The sequence below is a fragment of the Bradyrhizobium ivorense genome, assembly GCF_900696085.1.
Taxonomy (GTDB): domain Bacteria; phylum Pseudomonadota; class Alphaproteobacteria; order Rhizobiales; family Xanthobacteraceae; genus Bradyrhizobium; species Bradyrhizobium ivorense.
The window spans coordinates 1-23,808 of sequence record NZ_CAADFC020000017.1 but is presented as its reverse complement, the minus strand read 5'-3'; the positions used below and the strand labels follow the sequence as shown (position 1 = coordinate 23,808).

The 23,808-nt window shown below is 65.1% G+C and carries 22 protein-coding genes; 7 read left to right on the top strand and 15 right to left on the bottom strand.

Features of this window, described 5'->3' with window-relative positions:
* From CI41S_RS25745 to lptF, 3 genes are all read right to left on the bottom strand, one after another.
* Positions 1-976: LPS-assembly protein LptD (locus tag CI41S_RS25745; protein ID WP_283813139.1), on the bottom strand; the 976-nt coding region annotated here is incomplete at its 3' end.
* 77 nt (positions 977-1,053) lie between these two features.
* On the bottom strand, positions 1,054-2,151 hold the full coding sequence (lptG, locus tag CI41S_RS25740; RefSeq protein ID WP_139862182.1) for an LPS export ABC transporter permease LptG: 1,098 nt from the start codon (positions 2,149-2,151) through the stop codon (positions 1,054-1,056).
* The gene (gene lptF / locus CI41S_RS25735; protein ID WP_139862181.1) at positions 2,148-3,314 is read right to left on the bottom strand and encodes an LPS export ABC transporter permease LptF; all 1,167 of its coding nucleotides are present in this window, start codon (positions 3,312-3,314) and stop codon (positions 2,148-2,150) included. Before lptF ends, lptG begins: the two co-directional genes overlap by 4 nt.
* Before the next feature lie 347 nt (positions 3,315-3,661).
* On the opposite strand from lptF, the gene CI41S_RS25730 reads away from it, so the two are divergent.
* From CI41S_RS25730 to CI41S_RS25720, 3 genes are all read left to right on the top strand, one after another.
* Complete coding sequence (locus CI41S_RS25730; protein ID WP_139862180.1) at positions 3,662-5,158, top strand: leucyl aminopeptidase; 1,497 nt, start codon at positions 3,662-3,664, stop codon at positions 5,156-5,158.
* A gap of 15 nt (positions 5,159-5,173) precedes the next feature.
* A complete protein-coding gene (locus tag CI41S_RS25725) occupies positions 5,174-5,626 on the top strand; it encodes a DNA polymerase III subunit chi (protein ID WP_139482962.1) in 453 nt (150 codons plus the stop codon).
* A 103-nt stretch (positions 5,627-5,729) separates the two neighbouring features.
* Positions 5,730-6,287, top strand: coding sequence for a hypothetical protein (locus CI41S_RS25720; RefSeq protein WP_233286527.1), 558 nt, complete (start codon positions 5,730-5,732; stop codon positions 6,285-6,287).
* Between the two features lie 215 nt (positions 6,288-6,502).
* On the opposite strand, the gene CI41S_RS25715 is transcribed toward CI41S_RS25720, so the two are convergent.
* The 3 genes from CI41S_RS25715 to CI41S_RS25710 form a co-directional block, all read right to left on the bottom strand.
* The gene (locus CI41S_RS25715) at positions 6,503-8,368 is read right to left on the bottom strand and encodes an ABC-F family ATP-binding cassette domain-containing protein (RefSeq protein WP_139862179.1); all 1,866 of its coding nucleotides are present in this window, start codon (positions 8,366-8,368) and stop codon (positions 6,503-6,505) included.
* 109 nt (positions 8,369-8,477) lie between these two features.
* The gene (locus tag CI41S_RS43670) at positions 8,478-8,651 is read right to left on the bottom strand and encodes a hypothetical protein (protein ID WP_172626884.1); all 174 of its coding nucleotides are present in this window, start codon (positions 8,649-8,651) and stop codon (positions 8,478-8,480) included.
* Positions 8,652-8,896: 245 nt separating this feature from the next.
* Positions 8,897-9,169, bottom strand: coding sequence for a sulfur globule protein precursor (locus CI41S_RS25710; protein ID WP_139482960.1), 273 nt, complete (start codon positions 9,167-9,169; stop codon positions 8,897-8,899).
* A gap of 349 nt (positions 9,170-9,518) precedes the next feature.
* Here CI41S_RS25710 and ndk point away from each other — a divergent pair, with 349 nt between their 5' ends.
* Positions 9,519-9,941 carry a nucleoside-diphosphate kinase gene (gene ndk / locus CI41S_RS25705; protein ID WP_139862178.1) on the top strand — a complete coding sequence of 141 codons (423 nt, stop codon included), beginning with the start codon at positions 9,519-9,521 and terminating at the stop codon, positions 9,939-9,941.
* 64 nt (positions 9,942-10,005) lie between these two features.
* Positions 10,006-10,845, top strand: a complete 840-nt coding sequence (locus tag CI41S_RS25700) for a TerC family protein (RefSeq protein ID WP_139482958.1) — start codon at positions 10,006-10,008, stop codon at positions 10,843-10,845.
* A gap of 14 nt (positions 10,846-10,859) precedes the next feature.
* On the opposite strand, the gene ppx is transcribed toward CI41S_RS25700, so the two are convergent.
* From ppx to CI41S_RS25680, 4 genes are all read right to left on the bottom strand, one after another.
* Positions 10,860-12,362, bottom strand: coding sequence for an exopolyphosphatase (gene ppx / locus CI41S_RS25695; RefSeq protein WP_139862177.1), 1,503 nt, complete (start codon positions 12,360-12,362; stop codon positions 10,860-10,862).
* 12 nt (positions 12,363-12,374) lie between these two features.
* The gene (locus CI41S_RS25690) at positions 12,375-14,582 is read right to left on the bottom strand and encodes an RNA degradosome polyphosphate kinase (RefSeq protein ID WP_139862176.1); all 2,208 of its coding nucleotides are present in this window, start codon (positions 14,580-14,582) and stop codon (positions 12,375-12,377) included.
* A 132-nt stretch (positions 14,583-14,714) separates the two neighbouring features.
* Positions 14,715-15,392 (bottom strand): P-loop NTPase family protein, encoded by a 678-nt coding sequence (locus CI41S_RS25685; protein WP_139482955.1) that lies wholly within the window; start codon positions 15,390-15,392, stop codon positions 14,715-14,717.
* 51 nt (positions 15,393-15,443) lie between these two features.
* Positions 15,444-15,992, bottom strand: coding sequence for a CDP-alcohol phosphatidyltransferase family protein (locus CI41S_RS25680; RefSeq protein WP_139483068.1), 549 nt, complete (start codon positions 15,990-15,992; stop codon positions 15,444-15,446).
* Between the two features lie 166 nt (positions 15,993-16,158).
* Between CI41S_RS25680 and purM the strand changes: the two genes are divergently transcribed.
* Both purM and purN read left to right on the top strand, forming a co-directional pair.
* Positions 16,159-17,244 carry a phosphoribosylformylglycinamidine cyclo-ligase gene (gene purM / locus CI41S_RS25675; RefSeq protein ID WP_139862175.1) on the top strand — a complete coding sequence of 362 codons (1,086 nt, stop codon included), beginning with the start codon at positions 16,159-16,161 and terminating at the stop codon, positions 17,242-17,244.
* Positions 17,241-17,891 carry a phosphoribosylglycinamide formyltransferase gene (gene purN, locus CI41S_RS25670; protein WP_139862174.1) on the top strand — a complete coding sequence of 217 codons (651 nt, stop codon included), beginning with the start codon at positions 17,241-17,243 and terminating at the stop codon, positions 17,889-17,891. Before purM ends, purN begins: the two co-directional genes overlap by 4 nt.
* 78 nt (positions 17,892-17,969) lie before the next feature.
* Here the strand turns inward: purN and CI41S_RS25665 are convergent, their stop codons facing one another.
* The 5 genes from CI41S_RS25665 to CI41S_RS25645 form a co-directional block, all read right to left on the bottom strand.
* A complete protein-coding gene (locus CI41S_RS25665; protein WP_139482952.1) occupies positions 17,970-18,173 on the bottom strand; it encodes a cold-shock protein in 204 nt (67 codons plus the stop codon).
* A 332-nt stretch (positions 18,174-18,505) separates the two neighbouring features.
* The gene (gene rnd / locus CI41S_RS25660) at positions 18,506-19,654 is read right to left on the bottom strand and encodes a ribonuclease D (protein WP_139862173.1); all 1,149 of its coding nucleotides are present in this window, start codon (positions 19,652-19,654) and stop codon (positions 18,506-18,508) included.
* Positions 19,655-20,786: 1,132 nt separating this feature from the next.
* Positions 20,787-21,959, bottom strand: a complete 1,173-nt coding sequence (locus CI41S_RS25655) for an acyltransferase family protein (protein WP_139862172.1) — start codon at positions 21,957-21,959, stop codon at positions 20,787-20,789.
* Positions 21,960-22,424: 465 nt separating this feature from the next.
* Positions 22,425-22,919, bottom strand: coding sequence for a YciE/YciF ferroxidase family protein (locus CI41S_RS25650; RefSeq protein WP_139484106.1), 495 nt, complete (start codon positions 22,917-22,919; stop codon positions 22,425-22,427).
* Positions 22,920-22,947: 28 nt separating this feature from the next.
* Positions 22,948-23,151 (bottom strand): hypothetical protein, encoded by a 204-nt coding sequence (locus CI41S_RS25645; protein ID WP_139862171.1) that lies wholly within the window; start codon positions 23,149-23,151, stop codon positions 22,948-22,950.
* Positions 23,152-23,808: the final 657 nt, after the last annotated feature.

Genomic DNA, 23,808 nt, shown 5'->3' with positions numbered 1-23,808 from the left:
TCCATTTGTCGTTGAGCGCGAACTGGCCCTTGGTCTCGATGCCGCCGCGGAATTGGCGGTCGCCGGGCAGGCCCTTGAACGCGCCGGGATCGGTCTGGTCGATGCCGTAGAGGCGGACCTGATAGGCGCCGTCCTGCAGGCGCTGGCGGAATTCGCCCTGCAGCAGCACGCCCTGCTTCGTGGTGAAGCGCGGGTTGAAGGTCGCGTCGAAGTCGGGCGCGAGCGCGAAATAATAGGGGACTTCGACGCCGTACCCGAACGCCGTGTACGAGGTGAAGCCCGGCATCAGGAAGCCGCTCTTGCGCTTCACCGTCGGATCGGGCGTCGAGAAGTAGGGCAGATACGCCATCGGAACGCCGAAAAACTCGATCTGGGCGTTCTCGAAATAGAGCATCTTCTCCTGCTGGTTGTGGATGATGCGCGCGCCCTTGACCTGCCAGAGCGGCGGCTTCTTCGGATCGTCCTTACAGGGCGCGCAGGCGGTATAAACGCCGTTGTCGAACACGGTGTAATTGCCGCTGGAGCGGTCGGCGCGGGTCGCCGCCATGCGGGTCTGGTCTTCGGTGTCGACGCGCAGCGAATCGACGAAACCGTCACGGTAGTCGTCGCTGAGATCCATGATGTTGGCGTAGGTGATCTTGCCTTCCGCATCGGTCATGCGGATGTTGCCCTCGGCATGAAGACGCTTGGTCTTCTGGTCGTAGATGACCTTGTCAGCCTCGACGCTGGTGCCGTTGTAGAACATCTGCACGTTGCCGACCGCCGAGATGCGGCTGTTGTTGTAGTCGTAATCGACCTCGGTGGCCTGAACGAGCATCTGCCCGTCGTTCTTGGCTGGCGGCCGGGGCGGTTTCGGCGGACGCGGGTTGTAGGTGAAGCCCTGCGCGGCGGCCGGCGTCGGCGCGGCAATGCCGAGCGCGCTCACCACGACAAACGCGGCAATCAGGGCGGAGAGCGAGGCGCCAAAGGCGGCCATGCGGCTACGTTGACGGCGCAGGGGATTGCGCCGCCTGAACGCAGGCGTGCTCATCTGGCGGGCGGCGACGTCTGCCACTACCCGTCCTCCTGATACAGCAAGGCCATAAAACCGGTGAGGCCGCCCACAACGACAGGCAACCACGCCGCAGCGATGGGATGCATCAACTCAGCCTTGCTCAAATCCTCAGTTACTTTCGACAGAACGTAGAGCAGAAAGCCTGCACCCACGCCACTCAAAACCATCTTCTGCACGCCGCCCATCCGGAAGAAGCGGAGGCTCACAGAAGCCGCCAACATCACCATCGCAGCCAGCAAAAATGGCTGCGCGATGAGCTTGTGATACTGCAAACGATAGCCGGCGGTCGCGAACCCCGAGCTCTCCGACGAACGGATGTAGTTCGGTAGTTGCCAAAACGACACAGTTTCTGGGGTGGAGAAACTGTTGCGCACCTGGGCCGGGGTGAGGGTGGTGGTCAGGTAGAAGGTGTCCTGGTCCACCGGCGCCTTGTCCAGGGTGTATCGGCGTACCCCTTTGAACACCCAGCGCCCCTCTTCGAGGGTTGCCTCGCGGGCCTCGATTCGGTCCCTGAACTGCAACGCCGTGTCGAATCGGAACACGGTCAGTCCGGTCAGCCGCACGCCCTGCTGCTCGCTGCGCGCCGCGTTGATGATCGCCTGACCTTCATCGTTGACCTGATTGAGCCAGAACCCGGAGGCATCCTGGATGCCGCCGCCCGGCGTCGAGCCGAACAGCTCGGCTTCCATCCGCTTGGAAAGCTCGCGCAGATTGGCCGAGATCGGATTGTAGGCAGTGGTCGCGATGAAGCCGAGCAGCAGCGCGCTGGCCAGCGCCGGCGAGATGAATTGCCAGGCCGAGACGCCGGCGGCGCGCGCCACCACGAGCTCGAGCCTGCGCGACAGCGCGAGGTAGCAGGTCATCGCGCCGATCAGTACGCAGAACGGCATCAGCTTCTCGAGCAGCTGCGGCACCCGGAACAGCGAGGTCTCCGCGACCGTGATCGCGGACGCCGAGACCAGCCCCGACGTCTTGCGCACCATCTCGATGTAGTCGACCAGCACCAGCAGCACGAAGATGCTGGCGAACACGCCCACCGCCGCGACCACGAATCGGCCGGCGAAATAGCGCCCGAGCGTGTTTGTCACCATGCTCATGCGGTGGCGGGCCTGCGGAAGAAGCGCGCGATGCGCTCGTTGTTGCGGTTGATCTGCTCCATCAGCGCGGCCGGCGGCTCGACGACCACGCCGCCGACGATCATCCAGATACCGACGCCGATGCCGCCGAACAGCATCAGATACTGCACCACCGCGGCCAGCGGGTTCTTCACCGTGACGACGGAGCAGGCGAAGCCGATCATGCGCAGGCCGAACACGGCGAAGACCGAGCCGCCGATCGAGAAATTGCGGCTCTGGCGCGTGGTGCGCGGCGCGCCGAGAAAGGCAAAGGTGAGCGCGGCGAACGCGAACGGATAGAGCGGCGCCATGAAGCGGTCATGCAGCTCGGCGCGGAACTGGCCGGACAGCTGCTGATAGATCGGATCGTCGTCCCTCGGCCACATCAACTCCCACATATAGCGTTCGCGGATGCCGAGCGTGACGTCGCGGTTCTGCGAGAATTTCGACATGTCGAAGGCATAGCGGCCGAATGCGACCAGCGCCGGATCGCGCTTGCCGACTTGGAATCGCTCGAGATTGCCGTCCTCCAGCACGAGATAGGAGCCGCTCTCGTTCTTCAGCACCGTGCCGTGATCGGCGATGATGGTGACGCGCTCCTGCGGATCGCGCCGGTCATCGACGAAGATGCCGCCGAGCACGCCGCCGGGCAGCCGTTCGCGGATTCGGATCGTCAGGTTCTGGTCGAGCTGGGCGAACCGCCCGGGCTGCAGGATGTTGGTCAGCACGTCGGCGGTGATCTCGGCGTCCCACTGCTTGATTCGGCGCATGCCGTCGGGCGCGAGATAGGCGCCGATGAAGGCCACCAGCGCCGCCACCACGCAAGTCGCATAGAAGAAGGGCCGGAACAGCCGAAAGGGCGAGAAGCCCGCGGCGTTCATCACGATGATCTCGGAATCGGTCGCGAGCTTGTTCAGCGTGTGCGAGATCGCGATCATCAGCGCGATCGGCGCGATGATCAGGACCAACGCGGGAATCACGAGGCCGGTGATGCCGAGGAAGGTCAGGATGGTCTGGCCCTGGCTGGTCATCAGGTCGATGCCGCGCAGCGCCTGCGTAATCCAGATCACGCCGGTGAGGCTGACCAGGACAAGCGCAAACGACGCGAGGGTCGTCTTGAAAATGTACTTGTCGATGGACCCCATCACACTCGCACGACCCTTGGCGCGCCAAAACGCACGGCATTTCGACCACCCCCGTCAACCCGGGTTCCCCTATGGTCGAGCCGCGGATCCGTCCGGCTCACTCGCTTTGTACCATCCCTTTGATCCGTCAACAAAATGGCCGCGCCAAGGCGCGCTTAATTTATGGTTAATTATTCGCTTTTGTGGCCTTCCGGCCACTCCGGCGCTTGGCAGCGGCGCGGCCGACAGGTCATAGTGTGGCGCGAGCTTGATCGGGTGCGCTCCGGTCCGCTATCGCATCGCTCATCCGTGTGCCGCAGGGGCCGCTTCAGGTCCGACCAACACCCTGAAATCTGGAGGATTTTCCTATGTCCGACGCCGTCAAGGTCGGCTTTGCCCCATTCGCTGTGTCTCCGCGCGGCATTGTGGTCGCCTTTTGCGACGAACAATTGAAGCTCGGCGCCGCGGCCGTGAAGGCGCTGGGGGCCGCCACCGAGACGGTCAAGCGGGCCGCCGCCGCGAACCAGTTCAAGGGCAAGAGCGGTGCGGCGCTGGACATCCTGGCGCCGGAGGGACTCAAGGCGGAACGGCTGATTGTGATCGGCACCGGCAAGCCGTCGGAGCTCAAGGAGAAGGATTTTCTCAAGTTCGGAGGCGTCGCGGCGGGCAAGCTCACCTCGGCCAACCGTTCCATGACTGTGATCGCCGAACTGCCGGAGGGGGCCATGACGGCGGAGCAGGCGGCCGCGATCGCGACCGGTATCCGGCTGCGCGCCTACAAGTTCGACCGTTACAAGACCAAGAAGAAAGACGAGGACGGCGCGGTGCGCGCCGACGTCTCGATCGCGGTCGCTGACGCCGCCGCCGCCAAGAGGGCATTTGCGCCGAACTCCTTCACCGTCGACGGCGTGAACCTGGCGCGCGAGCTCGTCAACGAGCCGCCGAACGTGCTCTATCCCGAGGAGTTCGCGCGCCGCGCCAGCCAGCTGCGCAAGCTCGGCGTCAGCGTCGAGGTGCTCGACGTCAAGGCGATGACCAAGCTCGGCATGGGCGCGCTGCTCGGCGTCGCGCAGGGATCGGCGCGGCCCGGCCGCACCGTGATCATGCGCTGGAACGGCGGCAAGAAGAATGAGGCGCCGGTCGCCTTCGTCGGCAAGGGCGTCTGCTTCGACACCGGCGGCATCTCGATCAAGTCGGCCGGCGGCATGGAGGACATGAAGGGCGACATGGGCGGCGCGGCCTGCGTGGTCGGGCTGATGCATGCGCTCGCGGCGCGCAAGGCCCGCGTCAACGCGGTCGGCGCCATCGGCCTCGTCGAGAACATGCCCGACGGCAACGCGCAGCGTCCCGGCGACATCGTCACCTCGATGTCCGGCCAGACCATCGAGATCATCAACACCGACGCCGAGGGGCGCCTCGTGCTCGCCGACGTGCTCTGGTACGTCGCGAAGAAGTTCAAGCCGAAATTCATGGTCGATCTCGCCACCCTGACCGGCGCGATCATGGTCGCGCTCGGCACCGATCATGCCGGCATGTTCTCCAATAATGACGAGCTCGCCGAGCGCCTCGCCAAGGTGGGACTTCAGACCGGAGAGAAGGTCTGGCGCATGCCGCTCGGCCCCGAATACGACAAGCAGATCGATTCGCAGTTCGCCGACATGAAGAACACCGGTGGGCGCAATGGCGGCTCGATTACCGCGGCGCAGTTTCTGCAGCGCTTCGTCGACGGCACGCCGTGGGCGCATCTCGACATCGCCGGCACCGCGATGGGCGCGCCGAAGACCGACACCAACCAGAGCTGGGGCTCGGGTTACGGCGTTCGCCTGCTCGAACGCCTGGTCTCGGAGTATTATGAGAAGAAGTGAGACGGCAATCGGCGCATGACCGAGGTTCTGTTCTACCATTTGCAGAACATGACGCTGGAGAGCGTGCTGCCGCCGCTGCTCGAGAAATCGCTCGAGCGCGGCTGGCGCGTGGTCGTGCAGTCGACGTCGCCGGAGCGCGCCGAGGCGCTCGATGCGCATCTGTGGACCTACAGCGACGATTCGTTTCTGCCGCATGCGACCTGGCGGGTCGGCGACGCGCAGGACCAGCCGATCATCCTGTCGATCGAGGAGGGCAACCCGAACCGGGCCAATGTCCGCTTTCTGGTCGACAATGCGGCGCTGCCGGCCGACTGCGACAGCTACGAGCGGCTGGTTCTGGTGTTCAACGGCGACGACCCGGACGCGGTGGCGGCGGCGCGGGAAAGCTGGACCGCCTGCAAGGCCCGCGGATTCGAGGTCACCTACTGGCAGGCCGACGAGCGGGGGCGCTGGCAGCGGCGCCAATAGCGATTCCAAGCAATTAATGATAATTCGAGGTTTCTCGCGGCGGGCCACGGTCATGCCGCAAAGTGATGTTCGGACAAACCCCTTGTGTGGGGACAGGGAGCCTTTGTCGATCGTGCGGGACGGAACATTCAGTCGAAAGTCGCTGCTGGCGCTGCTGGTGCTGGCGCCGGGCCTTGCCGGTTGCTCGAGCGCGTCCGACATGTTCTCGCGCGACGCGGAGTGGTTCTCGCGTCCCGGACGGCTGTTCATCCGCAACATCTCGATCGAATCGCCGCCGCTGACGCCGGACAAGCCGGTGACCAGTGAAGATCTCGTCAGCGCCGACGGCGGCTGCCCGGGCATGGCGCCGCCCGCGGGTGCCGCCGGCGCCAACGCATTGGCCGACGGCGCACCGCCGCCGCAGCCGTCGGGCGGCAGCGTCGCGCTCGGCCACACCGAATGCGACGTCGTCCGCGGCATCGGCGCCCCCGACAGCGTGAACCTGTCCAATGGTCCGGGCGGCGACCGCGTCGCGGTCGTCACCTGGTCGCGCGGCGCGCGTGCCGGCATCTACACCTTCACCGCCGGGCGGTTGACGTCGGTCGAGCGCGGGCCGGATCCCGTGCCGGAGCCGAAAGCGGCAAAGCCGAAGAAGAAAAAGTCGGCGACCTCGCACGGCTAGAGCGTTTTCCAGCGAAGTGGATACCGGTTCGCGTGAAGAAAACGCGTCAAAACAAGAATCTAGAGCTCCGTTCCGATTCCATCGGAACGGAAATAGCTCTAGAGCATGATCCGGAAAAGCGTGAAGCGGTTTTCCCTCGCGACAAACGCGAAGCGTTTGCGCGGAGATCATGCTCAAACGACGCGCCAAGGCGCGACGATGATTCTCATCGTGCTCTAGCTTGCGGCTTCGTCGAACTCGCTGCTGGCTTCCAGCCACTCTTCCTCCGCGCGCTGCAGCGCGCTTTCGGCGCCGGCGCGGGCTTTTGTCAGTTGCGCTGCCTGCTTGGGATCGCGGGTGAAGATATCCGGCAGCGCCAGCGCTGTGTCGATCTTGGCGATGATGCCGTTGATGCGCTCGATCTCGGCTTCCGCCTGCGCGATTCGCTGCTTCGGTGAAACGCGCTTTTCACTACGGCTGCGCTCGGAACGTGCAGGCTCTTTCGACCGCTCGCGCGCCGGTGCCCGGTCGCCGTCATTGGCCGACAGGATCAGCCTACGATACTCGTCGAGATCGCCGTCATAGGCGGTCACGGTCTGGTTGGCGACGATCCAAAGCCGATCGGCGCAGGCTTCGATCAGATAGCGATCGTGCGAGACCATCATGACGGCGCCGGGAAAGTCGTTGATCGCTTCCGCGAGTGCGGCACGGCTGTCGATGTCGAGATGGTTGGTCGGCTCGTCCAGGATGATCATGTTGGGGCCGTAGAAGGTGGCGAGCCCGAGCAGCAGCCGCGCCTTCTCGCCGCCCGACAGGCTCCTCACCAGCGTGTCGCCGGCCTTGCCGGAAAAGCCGATCGCGCCGACCCGGCCGCGCACCTTGCTCTCGGGCATATCGGGCATCAGCTTGCGGACATGGTCGTAGGGCGAGCCGTCGAGGTTGAGCTCGTCGACCTGATGCTGCGCGAAGTAGCCGACCGACAATTTGTCCGCGCGCGTGATGCGTCCCGAGAGCGGCGTGAGCTTGCCGGCCAGCAGCTTGACCAGCGTCGACTTGCCGTTGCCGTTGGCCCCGAGCAGCGCGATGCGGTCGTCGGGATCGAGGCGCAGCGTCACGCGGTTGAGCACCGCCTTGCCCGGCTCGTAGCCGACCGAAACGTCGTCGACCGCGATGATCGGCGGCGACAGCAATTTTTCGGGCGCGGGGAACGTGATCTCGTGCACGTCCTGGGTCACCAATGCGGTGACCGGCTTCATCCGCTCCAGCATTTTCACGCGTGACTGCGCCTGCCGCGCCTTCGAGGCTTTTGCCTTGAAGCGGTCGACGAACGCCTGCAGCCGCTTGCGCTCGTCGGCCTGGCGCTTGGCGTGCTTGGCGTCGAGCAGTTCGCGGGCAGAGCGCTGTTCCTCGAACGAGGAGTAGGTGCCCTTGTAGAGCGTCAGCTTGCCGCGATCGAGATGCAGGATCTGGTCGACCGAAGTGTCGAGCAGGTCGCGGTCATGGCTGATCACGATCACCGTGCGCGGATAGTTGGCGAGGTGATTCTCCAGCCACAGCGTGCCTTCGAGATCGAGATAGTTGGTCGGCTCGTCGAGCAGCAAGAGATCGGGCGCCGCGAACAGCGTGGCCGCCAGCGCGACGCGCATCCGCCAGCCGCCGGAGAATTCCGCACACGGCCGTGCCTGGTCTGCGGTCGAGAAGCCGAGGCCGGAGAGGATCGCAGCGGCGCGGGCCGGCGCCGCGTGGGCGTCGATGTCGACCAGCCGGGTCTGGATCTCGGCGATCCGGTGCGGGTCCTGCGCGGTCTCGGCCTCGCGCAACAGCGCATCGCGCTCGAGATCGGCCTTCAGCACGACGGTGAGCAGGCTCTCCGGCCCGTCGGGCGCTTCCTGCGCGAGGCTGCCGATGCGCCAGCGCGGCGGCAGCGCAATGCTGCCATTCTCGGTCGGGACCTCGCCGCGGATGGCTTGAAACAGGGTCGACTTGCCGACGCCGTTGCGGCCGACGAATCCGACGCGTGCGCCGGCCGTAATTTGCACGGAACTGTGATCGATCAGCAGCCGTCCGGCGATCCGGATTGAGATGTCGGTGATGGAAAGCATGCGGCGTTTGTCACCGGACCCGCCGCCAAACGCAACCCGTCAGTTTGCAAAAATCTGTCCGGGTACCTCTTGCAAATAGGTGTTTGGGCTGTCGGCCAGCCCGCAACATCTAATGGTGATCGGTTTCCCGTCGGCGCATCTCATCGAGAAGCTGTTGCAGGCGGGACGAAAGCGTCGGCTCCGGGCGCATGTTTTGCTGAAGCCGTTCACCTACGGCGTCGCAGATGTAGCGGCAGGTCTTGTGATCCATCTGGTCGGGATCGTTTTCGATCTGAGTCGTCATAGCGGGTCTCTTGGCAGGTCTCTTGATAAGTCTTTTTGCATGTCTCCGGATGTCCTTCGGCGAGTTCCACCTCGCGGGTATGAGCAGGTTCTTGCCACAACAAGTCGCAACCCCGATTTTGGTTTCGCCGGCTCGGCCTTGCCCTCGCCTTCTGGTAGCGGCTGACAGCCATCGGGTTCCAGCGGGTGCAAAAAAGCCCCGGCGCAAGGCCGGGGCGGAGCAAGTCAGGGGAGGTGTTGGTCGGATCAATAGCAGCGGTTGACCACGCGCCAGCGGGGACCCCACGGGGTCGGAACGACGCGGCGCACATAGCAGCCGCCGTAGCCGCCGGCGTAATAGGCGGGGCCGCCGACCACGACAGGGCCACCGACGACGAAGCGCGGTCCCCAGCCGCCGTGCCATCCACCACCGTGCCAGCCGCCATGCCAGCCACCCCAGGCCGAGGCCGAGGTCGGGGCCAGCGCGGCCGCGCCGAGCGAAACGGCGGCAATCGCAGCAAGCGAGATTTTGCGTAACATGATCGTCTCCTCGAGGTTTGGGCGCGCATCAGGCGCCCGCGATGACATCGTTTCCCGAGACGTCCTGGTGAGGCTTGCGGATAGGTCAGCAAGGCGTCCGATCGGTGAAGAGCCTAGGCGATGGCAGCTGAACGGCAGCGGCACGGCGTCGACAGAATGGGTTCACCTTCGTGAAATCGTCGTAATTTGGCCGGTTTGGCGGTCCCGGCCGGCAATCGCGGCCACGCCGTTTTTGTCGCGAAAATCCATCGAAACTAATGGCTAACGCGTCACAGGGTCGCTTGCCGTCACCCCATCGCGCCGATATAAGCCCCGGCAACTCCCAACCAGCCTTTGCAAGGACGAAATCATGGCGATTGAACGCACCTTTTCGATCATCAAGCCCGACGCCACCGAGCGCAACCTGACCGGTGCGGTCAACGCGGTGATCGAGAAGGCAGGCCTGCGGATCGTCGCGCAGAAGCGCATCCGCATGACCCGCGGTCAGGCCGAGACCTTCTATGCGGTCCACAAGGCGCGCCCGTTCTTCGGCGAATTGGTCGAGTTCATGACCTCGGGCCCGGTGGTGGTCCAGGTGCTGGAAGGCGAGGGCGCCATCCTGAAGTATCGCGACGTGATGGGCGCGACCGATCCGTCGAAGGCCGCCGAGGGCACGATCCGCAAGCTCTATGCGAAGTCGATCGGCGAGAATTCGGTGCACGGTTCCGACGCGCCGGAGACCGCGGTGGTCGAGATCGCGCAGTTCTTCGCCGGCAACGAGATCGTCGGCTAACTCAACTGGGGAGCGGCGGACCTCCGCCGCAAAGGGGCGGCCGTAAGGCCGAGTAGGACTCGCTGTGGATTGGCTGTGGCAGATCTTTGATCCCGCGCACATCGGCGCGTTCTTCACCCAGTTCAGGGAGGAGATGGCGACCCCGACCTTCTGGGTCGCCGTCGGCAAGATCATCTGGATCAACGTGCTGTTGTCGGGCGACAACGCGCTGGTGATCGCGCTCGCCTGCCGCGGGCTCGCGCCGCGGCAGCGGCTGTGGGGCATGATCCTCGGCGCCGCCGCCGCGGTGATCCTGCGCGTCATCTTCACCGGCATCGTCGCCAGCCTGATGGAGCTACCTTACCTGAAGCTGGTCGGCGGGCTGGCGCTGATCGTGATCGCGGCCAAGCTCCTGGTGCCGGAGCACGACGACGAGGACAGCGTCGATGCCGCCGCGCATCTGTGGGCCGCGGTGCAGATCGTCGTCGTCGCCGACATCGTGATGAGCCTCGACAACGTGATCGCGGTGGCCGCCGCCGCCAATGGCAGCGTGCCGCTGCTGGTGCTCGGCCTTGCGATCAGCGTTCCCTTGATCGTGGCCGGCGCGGCGCTGATCATGGCGCTGCTCAACAAGCTGCCGATCCTGGTCTGGGCCGGCGCCGCGCTGCTCGGCTGGATCGCGGGCGACGTCATCGCGACCGATCCGGCGGTGCATCCGCGGCTGGATGCGCTGTTCGCCGGGCCGCTCGGCGCCAAGCTCGATTCGTGGCTCGCCGCAATCGGGATGTCGCCGCAGTTCGGCCATGGCGGCAACGGCGGCGAGATCCTGCTCGCCGTGCTCGGCATCATCGTGGTGCTGATCGCGGGCTCGCTCTGGCGGCGCCACGCGATCCGCAAGGCCAAGCATTCCGCCAAGGCTGCGTAGTCGCGGCTTTTGGATTACCGCCGCACGATCGAACCGGCGCGTCCGACGAGGCGCGCCAGCTGGCGGAAGCGGCTGCCGACGCGGTCGGCGACCAAATCGACCATCCGGTGCTCGAACACCAGCATCAGCTTGCGGCCCTGGGTGCGGAAATGCGTCGCCGGCAGCACGCCGGTGCGCGCCGCCGTGATCAGATGCGCGACGCGGAACGCGGCGCCGAGCACGCGGGCGCGCTCATCCATCGCCGGCGGCACCAGCGCGCGAATCTGCAGCGGCGGCTCATTCTCCTCGCTGAGGCCCGCATAGCGGTAGAACACCGACAGCGCGACGAAGGCGCGCCCCTGGTGCGTGATCGAGCCGAAATTGCCGTTCATGATCAGGCTGAGGGTTTCCTCGCCGCGATGATCGGGATGCACGCGCCAGCCGATGTCGGAGAGCAGGCAGGCGACGTGACGCAGCCTGCGGTCCTCCTCGGTCTCGCGCAGCCGCACCACCCGCACCAGCCGGTCGGTCCACGAGATCAGCTCCTGGGCGTGGCGCGCCGAGCGCGACAGCAATTCGTTGAGGTTCTGCGCGGCGCAGACCAGGCCATCCTTGGCGCGCTCGGCTGGCGGCAGCATCTCGTACAGGAGGCCCTCGCGCACGCCGAAGGTCGAGAACACGATGGTCTTCGGCTGGGCGACGCGGATGATGTATTCGAGCACCAGCGCGGCATAGGTCAGGAGCGGCCGCCGCGCGTCGGCGACCGCCTCGATATTGGCCAGCATGTTGGTGGCCGCGAGCCGCCGCAGCCGCTGCGCGAAGTCGAGCGCATCGACCGCCGGGATCGAATAGCCGTGCATCACCTTGAGCGGATAGCCGCTCTGGATGATGTGGATGCGCGCCAGCGCACGCCAGGTGCCGCCGACCGCGTAGAAGGTGCGGCCGCGGCCGGCCTTGAGCTGGGGGACACCAAGCAGCTCGTTCTTGACGATGCGCTCGGCGCGCTTCAGCGATTTGTGCGAGAGGTCCTGCAGCGCGAGGCTGCCGAGAGGCAAGGTCATGCCGCTGCGCACGCGGTTGCCCTTGACGTCGATCAATTCGAGCGAGCCGCCGCCGAGATCGCCGACGATGCCGTTGGGATTGTGCACGCCGGAGACGACGCCGAGCGCGGACAGCTTCGCTTCACGCGGGCCGGAGAGGATCTCGATCTTGGCGCCGCAGATGCGCTCGGCCTTGGCGATGAAGTCCGGACCGTTCTTGGCATCGCGGCAGGCCGCGGTCGCGATCGCGAACACGCGGCCGACCTGCTGGATCCTGCACAGCGCGCGAAACCGGCGCAGCGCGGTGAGCGCCTTGTTGACGGCGTCGGTCGCGAGCAGGCCGGTGGTCTGCACCTCGCGGCCGAGCCCGCACAGCGCCTTCTCGTTGAAGATGGTGATGAGGTTGCGCGACATCGTCTCGTAAACGACGAGACGAACCGAGTTCGAACCGATATCGATGACAGCGACGCTGGAAGCGCGCTTCCGCGGCCGCTTCACCGTAAAGCCCCCTTAAGACGATGGCTGCTGCTGTCGCTCGTTGCGACGCGTGAGCCGGCGTGGCGAAGATTCCTTGAGAGACTTACCACGGCCGGACAGACTCGGATTTGTCATGAAATAGTTGTGCAGGTTGAAAGGCTCTTCGCCCTTCGCGGCCTTCATACGCGTAGACGACCCATCCGGCAACAATTGCCAGCTCTGCTCATTGTCCTTCAGGTTCGCGACCATGATCTGTTCGAGAACCTGCTGATGCACCGTGGGATTTTGCAGCGGACAGAGCACCTCGACGCGGCGGTCCAGGTTCCGCGGCATCATGTCGGCGGACGAGATATACACAGCAGCTTTGGTGCTCGGCAGGCCTTGCCCCATGCCGAAGCAATAGATCCGGCCGTGTTCCAGGAACCGGCCGATCACCGATTTGACGCGGATGTTCTCCGACAATCCGGGCAGGCCGGGCCGCAGGCAGCAGATGCCGCGCACCACGAGCTCGATCGAGACGCCGGCCTGTGACGCTTCATACAGCGCGTCGATGATGTCGGGGTCGACCAGCGCGTTCATCTTCATCCACACCGAGCCGGGGCGGCCGTTGCGGACATGAACCGCCTCGGCGTGGATGTGCTCGATGATGCGTTTGCGCAGCGTCAGCGGCGACACCGCCATCTTCTCGATGTCGCTCGGCTCGGCATAGCCGGTGATGTAGTTGAACACCCGCACGGTATCGCGGCCGATGATCGGGTCCGACGTGAAGTAGGACAGGTCGGTGTAGATGCGCGCGGTGACCGGATGATAGTTGCCGGTGCCGGTGTGCACGTAGGTGGTGAGATTGCCGCCCTCGCGGCGCACCACCATCGACAGTTTGGCGTGGGTCTTCAGCTCGATGAAGCCGTAGACCACCTGGACGCCGGCGCGCTCGAGGTCGCGCGCCCAGCGGATGTTGGCTTCCTCGTCGAAGCGCGCCTTCAGTTCGATCAGCGCGGTCACCGACTTGCCGGCCTCGGCGGCTTCGGCCAGCGCGCGCACGATCGGCGAGTTGTTCGAGGTGCGATACAGCGTCTGCTTGATCGCGACGACGTCGGGGTCGCGCGCCGCCTGTTGCAGGAACTGGACGACGACGTCGAAGGATTCATAGGGGTGATGGACCACGAGGTCCTTCTGGCGGATCGCCGCGAAGATGTCGCCGCCATGGTCGCGGACGCGCTCGGGATGGCGCGGCACGTAGGGCGGGAATTCGAGGTCGGGGCGATCGAGCCGGGTGAGCTGCGACAGCTCGTTCATGGCGAGCACGCCGTCGACCAGAAACACCTCGTCATCCGCTGCCGACAGCGCATGCTGCACGAAGATGCGCAGCTCCTCCGGCATCTTGGCCTCGATCTCGAGCCGGATCACCGATCCGCGTCGGCGGCGCTTGAGCGCGGTCTCGAACAGGCGGACGAGGTCTTCGGCCTCTTCCTCGATTTCGAGTTCGGAGTCTCTGATGATGCGGAACGCGCCCTGGCCCTTGACGGTGTAGCCGGGGAACAGGCGCGCGATGAACAGGCCGGTGGCCTGCTCCAGGGTGATCAGCCGCACCGGCGCGCCGTCCTTCGACGAGGGCAGGCGGATGAAGCGGTCGATCTTGCCGGGCATGCGGATCAAGGCATTCATCGCCTTGCCGTCGGAAATCCGCGCCAGCTGCAGCGCCACGGTGAAGCCGAGGTTCGGGATGAACGGGAACGGATGCGCCGGGTCGATCGCCAGCGGCGTCAGCAGCGGGAAAATGCTGTGGAGGAAGTGATCCTCGATCCAGCCGCGCTCGGATTTGGTCACGTCGCGCCCGTCGACCAGCTGAATGCCAACGTCGGACAGGATGGCGCGCAGGTCGCTCCAGATCGCCTGCTGGTCGGAGGCAAGCTGCGACACGGTCTTGTTGATCATCACGAGCTGCTCGGCCGGCAGCAGGCCGTCCGGGCTGCGCTCGGCGATGCCCTCGCGGACCTGCGCCTTGATGCCGGCGACGCGGACCATGAAGAACTCGTCGAGGTTGTTGGCCGAAATCGACAGGAAGCGGACGCGCTCCAGCACGGGGTGGCCCTGGTTGACCGATTCCTCGAGCACCCGGCGATTGAAGTGGAGCCAGGAGAGCTCGCGATTGATGAACCGCTCGGGGCTGGTCGCGATCGCGGGGAGGGCGGGAGCTTCCGCCTCTTTCTCTTTGATTTCAGTAGCTTGTGCCGAGTCCATCAAGTGCTGGTCCAATTCGAGGAGGGCGGCCTGGGCGGTCTATCCGAGGGCCACGCAAACCATGTGATATTGCGATGACGTTTCGATGACATTCATGTTCCCGCCGCTTCCGCCGTCAAGCCGGTCAGATGGTCACGCATCCCGCAACAGCTCCGCCGCCAGCGCCCGTGTGACCGGCCGGCCGAGCCGCAGCGCCTCGGTGTCGAGCAGCTCGACCGCCTGCCGGACGGCGACATAGGAACGCTCGATCCGGCTGGTCAGATAGCTGACAATCGACTCGTCCACGCTCATCTGGCGGTCGGCGCAGAACTTCAAGATCAGGCCGCGGAACAGCAGGTCGTCGGGCGGCAGCAGCGTCACCGTCGGCACCGCGCGAAGCCGCGACCTCAAGTCGCGCAGCTCGATCTCGAACGCCGACGGCGGAACACGCGCCGTGATCAGCACGAAGGCATCGTCCTGGCGCGCGAGGTTGAGGAGATGAAACATCGCGCGCTCGTCGAAATCCGCCGGCCGCAGGTCTTCGACCACCAACGCGCCGGTGGCCAGCGCGGTCGGCACCGCCTCCGCCGTCAGCGCATGCGCCGCGGTCGACCGCGCACCGGCATGCTCGGACCAGATCGCGGCGAGGTGGCTCTTGCCGGAGCCTTCCGGCCCGACCAGCAGCATGATGCGGTTCGGCCAGTCCGGCCAGCCATCGATCAGCGCCAGCGCCGCTTCGTTGGCCGGGCCTTCGAGAAAATCGTCGCGGGTCAGCTTTTCCTCGTGCGGCAGCGCCAGGGCCAGTTGACGAGGTTGAACGCTGCCTGCCACGCAAGTCTCCAAAACGCTTTGTCTGAGCATCGATCTCGTCAGATCGTCACTCTACCGGGCTTCGATCGTGCCCATGTGCCGCACCCACTCGACGAGATAGAGGGACACCGAAACCAAAGTAAAGATCGTGACCAGCGCCATCAGGATCAGATCGTAGGGATACGGCCGAAAGCCGAAGCCGAGCGAGGCCAGCACCAGCGCCGCGAACGCGACCTGCGCCACCGTGTTCAGCTTCGACACCATCAGCGGCTTCATCTCGACCGGCTTGTCGAACAACCATGACACTATCACGGCGGACACGATCATGATGTCGCGCGACACCACGAGAATGACAAGCCACCGCGGCACCTCGCCGAGCACGCCGAGCGCGACATAGATCGAGACCAGCAGGGCCTTGTCGGCCAGCGGGTCGAGCAGGGCGCCGAGCTCGCTCGTCATTTGGAAGCGCTTGGCAAGGAAGCCGTCGACCGCATCCGAGATGCCCGCCGTCACGAACAGCGCGAAGGCGATTTCCATCTGGCTGGACACGATGGCCCAGACGATCACCGGCACCAGGATGATGCGGCCGAGGGTAATGATGTTCGGAATGCTGGTCGGCATACTCAAGTTGGGACGTTTCCCGGCTAGAATCCTGATTTTACTCGATATCCGGCTCTTTTCAGCAGCGGCCGCGTGTTATCTACATAGTATCGCGGCGCCGGTGCCGCGAGCCATTGCGCGGGGGCGGAATTCCTCGTAACCAGCCCCTCATCATCTGGAATTGGGCATGACCGAGCGCAAAAACGGGCTCACTTACGCGGATTCGGGCGTCGATATCGACGCCGGCAACCGCCTTGTCGATCTGATCAAGCCGATGGTGCGGGCGACCGCACGCCCCGGCGCGGACGCCGAGATCGGCGGCTTCGGCGGGCTGTTCGACCTCAAGGCCGCCGGCTTCAAGGACCCGGTGCTGGTGGCTGCGACCGACGGCGTCGGCACCAAGCTCAAGATCGCGATCGAGACCGGAATCCATGACGCCATCGGCATCGACCTGGTCGCGATGTCGGTCAATGACCTTGTCGTGCAGGGCGCGGAACCGCTGTTCTTTCTCGATTATTTCGCATGCGGCAAATTGCGCCCCGAGGCCACCGCCGCGATCGTCGCGGGGATCGCCGAGGGCTGCCGCGAATCGGGCTGCGCGCTGATCGGCGGCGAGACCGCCGAGATGCCCGGCCTCTACAAGGATGGCGACTACGACCTCGGCGGCTTTGCGGTCGGCGCCGCCGAGCGCGGCACGCTGCTGCCGAGCGGCGACATCGCGGCCGGCGATGCCGTGATTGGCCTGGCGTCCTCCGGCGTGCACTCCAACGGCTATTCGCTGGTGCGCAAGATCGTCGAGCAGTCCGGCCTCGGCTACGACGCGCCGGCGCCGTTCGCGCCGGTGATGACGCTCGGCGCGGCGCTGCTGACGCCGACCCGGCTCTATGTGAAATCCTGCCTGCGCGCGATCCGCGAGACCGGCGCGGTGAAGGGCCTCGCCCACATCACCGGCGGCGGCTTCACCGACAACATCCCGCGCGTGCTGCCCAAGCATCTCGGCGTCGGCATCGATCTGGCCCGGCTGCCGGTGCTGCCGGTGTTCAAATGGTTGGCCGAGCAGGGCGGCATCGCCGAGCTCGAGCTGCTGCGCACGTTCAACTGCGGCATCGGCATGATCGCGATCGTCAAGCCTGAGGCGGTGGAACAGGTCATCGAGGTCTTCACCGAAGCCGGCGAGACCGCGACCTTGCTCGGCGAGGTGATCGAGGCCAAGGGGGCGCACACCGGCGAGCATCGCGTGGTCTATAACGGCCATCTCGACCTCTCCGCATGAAACGCCGGGTCGCCATCCTGATCTCCGGCCGCGGCTCCAACATGGCCGCGCTGATCGAGGCTGCGAAGGCTGCGGATTTTCCCGCCGAGATCGTGGTCGTGATCTCCAACCGCGCCGATGCCGCCGGGCTGGAGAAGGCGGCGGCGAACGGCATCCCGACCGCAATCATCGAGAGCAAGCCGTTCGGCAAGGATCGCGCCGGCTTCGAGGCGATGATGCAGCGGGTGCTGGACGAGAAGCAGGTCGAGCTCATCTGCCTCGGCGGCTTCATGCGGCTGTTCACCGCGGAGTTTGCACGGCGCTGGTACGGCAAGATGCTCAACATCCACCCGTCCCTGCTGCCGTGCTTCCCGGGCCTCGACCCGCACGGCCAGGCGCTGCGCGCGGGCGTAAAACTGTCCGGGGCGACGGTGCATTTCGTGATCCCGGAGACCGATGCGGGACCGATCGTGATGCAGGGCGCGGTGACCGTGGCCGACGACGACACGCCCGAGACGCTCGCGGCGCGCGTCATCAAGATCGAGCATCGCATCTATCCGGAGGCGCTGCGGCTGCTGGCGAGCGGCCGGCTGAAGCTCGACGGCGATCGCTGCAGAACGCTCGGCAGCGGCGCGACCGACGCCACGCTGATCGCGCCGGCGCCTTGAGCCGCACATCAGCAAAGCCCCCCGGGGTGATGCGGCCGAGGGAGGCGTCAGGACGATCAGCGCGGATCGCCCCGGCGTTCAGTTCACCTTGAGATTTTCCGCCGACGTCTTGCCGCGGTTCTCGACCAGCTCGTACTCGACGGTCTGGTTTTCGTTGAGCGTCGAGAGCCCGGCGCGCTCGACTGCCGAAATGTGGACGAACACGTCCTTGTCTCCGGCTGCCGGCTTGATGAACCCGTAGCCCTTGGTGGCGTTGAACCACTTGACGGTACCCTTCGGCATCGTCTCTCTCCCACGCTAGACATAAAAAAAACGCGGCCACGTTTTGCACGTGCCACGCCACAAACGGGCTTCCGGGTGTTTGTTCAGGTGCCGAGTCTTCAACTGCGAAGTCTTCAAGTCCGAAGTTCTCAACGTCGCGAAACGCACGGTCGAACCGCCGCAATCCGATTGCGACGGGATTGCAACATGAAAATTGCCAGTTCGCAAGCCGCTGGTTCGTAAGCCGCTGGTTGGTAAGCCTTGCGCCGGCCGTGCATGTTTCGCAGGGCGCAACCGCGGCCCGATCCTGCCGAACGATCCCGCGCGACGCTCGGCCACTGGCCGACACGGCGCTAGCCCCGGTCGACCCGAACCACGCGGCCCTTGTCGATCGCCAGCGCCAGCTGGCCGTGCTTCAGCTTGAGCGCGGCCTCGCCGAACAGTTCGCGGCGCCAGCCGTGCAGGGCGCCGACATCGGCCTGGTCGCTGGCCGCGATCTGCTCGAGATCGTCGACGGTCGCGATCACCTTGCTTGCGACGCCGTGGCGCTCCGAGGTCATGCGCAGCAGCACCTTCAAGAGCTCGACGGTCGCCGCACCATTGGCATTATTCCGCGGCTTCTCCAGCTTCGGCAGCGAAGCCTGATCGCGCGCCAGCCCGCGCTGCACGGCGGCGATGATGTCGGTGCCCCATTTGGAGCGCTCAAAGCCTTTCGGCAGCGAGCGCAGATTGCCGAGCTTGTCCAGCGAGGTCGGCGCGTGGGTGGCGATATCGCCGACCGCGTCGTCCTTGAGCACGCGCGAGCGCGGCACGTCGCGGCTCTGCGCTTCCTGCTCGCGCCAGGCCGCGACCTCGATCAGGACCGCGAGTTCGCGCGGCTTGCGCACCCGGGTCTTGAGCCGCTCCCAGGCGCGTTCGGGGTGGAAGTCGTAGGTCTTCGGCGAGGTCAGAACCTCCATCTCCTCGCTGACCCAGTCGCTGCGGCCGCGCTTCTTCAGATCGGCGTCGAGCGCGGCGAACACTTCGCGCAGATGGGTGACGTCGGAGACGGCATACACGATCTGCTCTTCGGTCAGCGGGCGGCGCGACCAGTCGGTGAAACGGTGGGTCTTGTCGGGCCGGTGCCCGGTGACGCGATCGACCAGGGCGTCGTAGGCGATGCTGTCGCCATAGCCGAGCACCATGGCGGCGACCTGGGTGTCGAAGATCGGATGCGGGATGGTGCCGGAGAGATGCCAGACGATCTCGATGTCCTGCCGCGCGGCGTGAAACACCTTCAGCACGGCCTCATCCGACATCAGTTCGAAGAATGGCTTGAGGTCGACGCCGGGCGCCAGCGCGTCGACCACGACGGCCTCGTCCGCGCTCGCCATCTGCACGACGCAAAGCAGCGGGTAGTAGGTCGTCTCCCGCAGGAACTCGGTATCGACTGTGATGACCTTGTGTCGGGCGAGCCGGCCGCAGGCGGCCGCAAGTTCGGAGGTAGTGGTAATCAGATCCATGAAGTGTCCATGACGCTCAACACACGCGTTCTGCCGAAAGGGCAGCTATGTCAAGGGTCTTGCTGGGATTTTGGCCCTGCACAAGGCGAGGGCAGGGGATTTTCGCCGGGATCGAGAGGGATTCAAGGGAAATTTGGCCTCATATGGCATCTCAAACAGCTGCTCGATGTCATCACCCGCGCAGGCGGGTGATCCAGTATTCCAGAGACGGTCGTGATTGAGCCGATGGGCCGCGGCGTACTGGATCGCCCGGTTAAACCGGGCGATGACAGGTGTGGGTGGGGACGCAGTTTTGCCATCTCGCGACATGATTTGTCCGAGCTTTGCTTCTCGTTCCGCCCTCTCGTTATCAGAGGGCGCAGGGAAAGCCGGGTGCCGATTGCACCCATGGGCCCGGTGCAACAAAAAAAGCACCGGGGTAGGACCACAGGTGTAACCGGAAACAACCCGGCTTTCCCTGCGCGATGGGTTACGGCTTATACGTGCTCTCCCCGGCGAGACTGGGCTTTTTTGTCACCGTCCTCGCAAGACGCATTCCCATCCTGCGAGAAGACACCTGCCACTAGGGCGTCAGGCCTGCACGACTTCACCGTCCGCCTCGCATGCTGTCGTCACTGACATGCGCGGCGTCCACCGCATCTCACCGCAACACCGCGACGATGGCCAGCGCCCCTCGATCGGGTGAGACGGGCGAACCATACATCTGACTTGCCCTTCGGATAAAGCGAAATATTTTTCCCGTAACGGCTTGACCTACCCCTAGGGGCAAATCAGTGCCTGGTGCTCCGTAGCTTGCATGCGCAGTTCGGCGCAGGCCTCGGTCAAAGCATTCCGCCGGACAGAATTGAGAGCACAGAAACAACAAAGCCGTCCGGGCCCGGACGGCTTTGCCCAGGAGGCGGACAGTGCAATGTCCGTTGGGACTCCTAGCGGACGGAATCGTAAGTGCGGAATGCACCTGGAGGCATCCCCCAAACGGGCTATCACTGCCGTGAAACTGGACACATGTGAGTTGCAAAGCGCGATGTTGTCATCGCGCTTCCTGATGGTAACGCTGACAACGCGGCGCATCACGTTGTGCCGCGGGGCACCGCTAACCACGGTGTCTGACGACCAAAGTGTAGAACTAACCTCAGCGCCTTCCCGCGCTGGGGTCTTTTCTATTTTGCGGCGAGATGCCGCCAATCGAGGCGTCCTGCAGCGCAAGCTGTGCTCCGGCGTGAATACGCGATGGCCAGCCGAGCCGCGATGCCAGCATCGTCAGCCGATCCTTGGTCCAGCTATGCGCGGGCCGTTCGAGCACGCGCCAGACGAACCACGCCAGCCACACCACGCCGACGATCGCGGCCGTGGTCGACAGGATGCCGGGCTGGCCTGAGGTTGCCGCGAGCAGGATCGTGTAGCCGAGCTGCAGGTGCAGCAGATAGAGCGGATAGGTGATGCCGCCCGCCGCCAGCACGATGCGCGCCGGCAACGGCAGCGACCTGATGCGCGTCGCCAAAAATACCATGCCGAGCGAGACGATGCAGATGGCGACGACGATGCCGGCATCGAAGCTGCCATGGGTGTGGACATCGAGCCGCTCGATCTTGTGCACCGCCTGGAACGCCGCCGTTCCCATCGCCAGCGACATCAGGCCGTAGAGCCGCGCGTCGCGCCGTCCCCGGTAGTGCTCGTAGATCAACAGACCCACCGCGAAGAAGCCGCTGTCGTCGGCCATGAACAGTTTTTCGAAGATCGGCGCGTCGATCGTCAGCTCGTTGGCGAAGGTGATCGCGATCCACGCCACGATGATGGCGTCGATCCGTCGCGGGAAGATGCGCAAGGCAAGCAATGCCGCGACCCAGACATAGAACATCACCTCGATCACCAGCGACCAGTACGCGTCGTCCATGTAGGGCTGCCCGAGCGCGGGTGCGGCGATGAACAGGTTGGCGAACCATTGACGCCACGTCACATCGAAATGGGCGCCACCAAGCGCCAGCGTGGTCGCGAAGGTGAGCGTCATGCAGATCACGAAGGTCGGATAGATCCGGCTGAAGCGGGCGATCGTAAAACCGACCGGCGTCCGGCCTTCGGCCGAGTAGGCGATGACGAAGCCGCTGATCGCGAAAAACACCGGCACGCCGAGGAAGCCATACTGCGCGACCGGCGCCAGCAACGGCATCGCGACCTGCGGCACGCCATGCGCCGCGGGACCCCAGAAGCCGTAGTGATAGAGGATGACAGCGCCGACGGCCGCCACCCGCATCAGGTCCAGCGCCGGGACCCTGGTGGTGTCCGGCTGCGCTTTAGTGTCCGGCATCGGCGCGGCTCCAGTAAATCAGCCGGCACCTTGAGACTGCGGAGTAAAGGCGCGCTTAAGGACGCCGTCGGCGAGAAAGGCGGATTACGGTTGCGCTAATCCCTGCAAATCCTACTCGTAGCGCGCGTGCTTGGAGGGCCGGCGCGCCGCCGGCATGGCCAGCACGATCAGGCAAAGCGCAATCATCGCCATTCCAACGAATTCGAATGCAAATGCGTCCACGGGTCATTCTCCCCTTAACGAAACCGTTAGACTTGTTCGGGGTGCGTTGACGCGCTGTTAAGCCTTATGGTTACCGCGGCGGGGCGCAAAGCATGGTGCAAGGTGAGTTAATGCTCACGAGGCTCGTAGAGGTCCCGTAGTTCATAGGATGGGTAGAGCGAAGCGAGACCCATCATTCCCACCGTGGATCGAAGTTGATGGGTTTCGCTGCGCTCTACCCATCCTATGGGATCGCACCGTGCATCACGCCGCCAGCGCGTCCTGGTTGATCTCGCCCTTCGCGAGCGTGGTGAGCAGCGCGTCGCTGTGGCGTTCCTCGTCGAGGCTGTCGTGCAGCAGCAACTGGTCGTCGCGCAGGTCGAGCTGGCCGGCGATCGCGGCGGCGCTGCCATAGGCGGCGATCTCGTAATGCTCGAGCTTTTGCGCCGAGGCGATCAGGCCGGCATCGCGGAGATTGTCGTCGGGCAACAGCGAGACCATCTTGGCGGTCTCGTGGATCAGCGCTTGCATGGCCTGGTCGGTATGCTCGTCCGGATCGGCGCCATGCATGCGCAGCAGCGATTTCAGCCGCTCGCCCTGCACGATGGTCTCGCGCTGATGGCGGCCGAACGCGTCCTTCAGCGACGGATGGGTGGCGATCTCCGCCATGCGCGACAGCGCGGTGGCGAGCTGGCTCTCGACGCTGACCAGTTCCTGCAGCTCGGCGATGTACATGTCCTTGAAGCTCGTGATCTTCATGCGGCACCTTGCTTGTTCTGGGTTGCGCTCAGGCGGTGTGGTCGCCGGAACCGGAATCGATCGGCGTCTTCTTCGCCCGCTGCGGCGTCATCACCGCGGGATCCGGCTGTCCGGGCACGCCGCGCGGCCCGAATTGCTGCCGCTGCAGATCGTCCTCGGAGAACGGCGGCTCGACGCCGTTCGGATTGCTGCGTTTCATCGCGGTTTCGAGATCGTCATCGCGCTGGTTCATGTCGCACTCCATCAGCGAGGCGGAACGGAACCCAAAGGCACGCGTTCCGCTATGCCGGGCCAACGATGAGCGCGGAAGATCGTTGCAAGGAATCTGTGGCGGCGTAGGGCGGATTAGCCGCCCAACGAAACAACCCTCCACGTCATGTATGGACGGCCCCCTGTCGGCAAGGGCTTTCTTGATGTTTCGGCAAGCGGATCGGGGAGCGGTCATGTATACGGCCTCGAGATGCGGCCATTGACCGCGGGCCCTGATGGAGATCGCTGATCGAATTCCAATCATTGCGGCGCGCTGTGACGCGCGATGACGTGGCGGAGTGTTTCGATCCCGGTTTCCTGACCATTTGCCATCACACCTTGATTGCCCTTCCGATAGGAATGAGCGCGAGCGCGGCGGCTGTCGCCCCTCGACTAGGCAGCAGCCGGCGCGCTCGCGCGGTCGCGGTAAGGTTCTCCTTTGACCAGCATGGCCCAGATGATGCGCGCGGTCTTGGCGGCGAAGGCCACCATGGCGACCTTGTAGGGCCGCCGCGCCAGCAAATCACGCAGCCATGGATCGCTGACGCCGCGCGCCTTCTNCTGCCGCAGATGGGCGCTGGCGCCGTTGATGAAGAGCGCGCGCAGCACGCGATCGCCCTGCTTGGAGATGCGGCCTGGG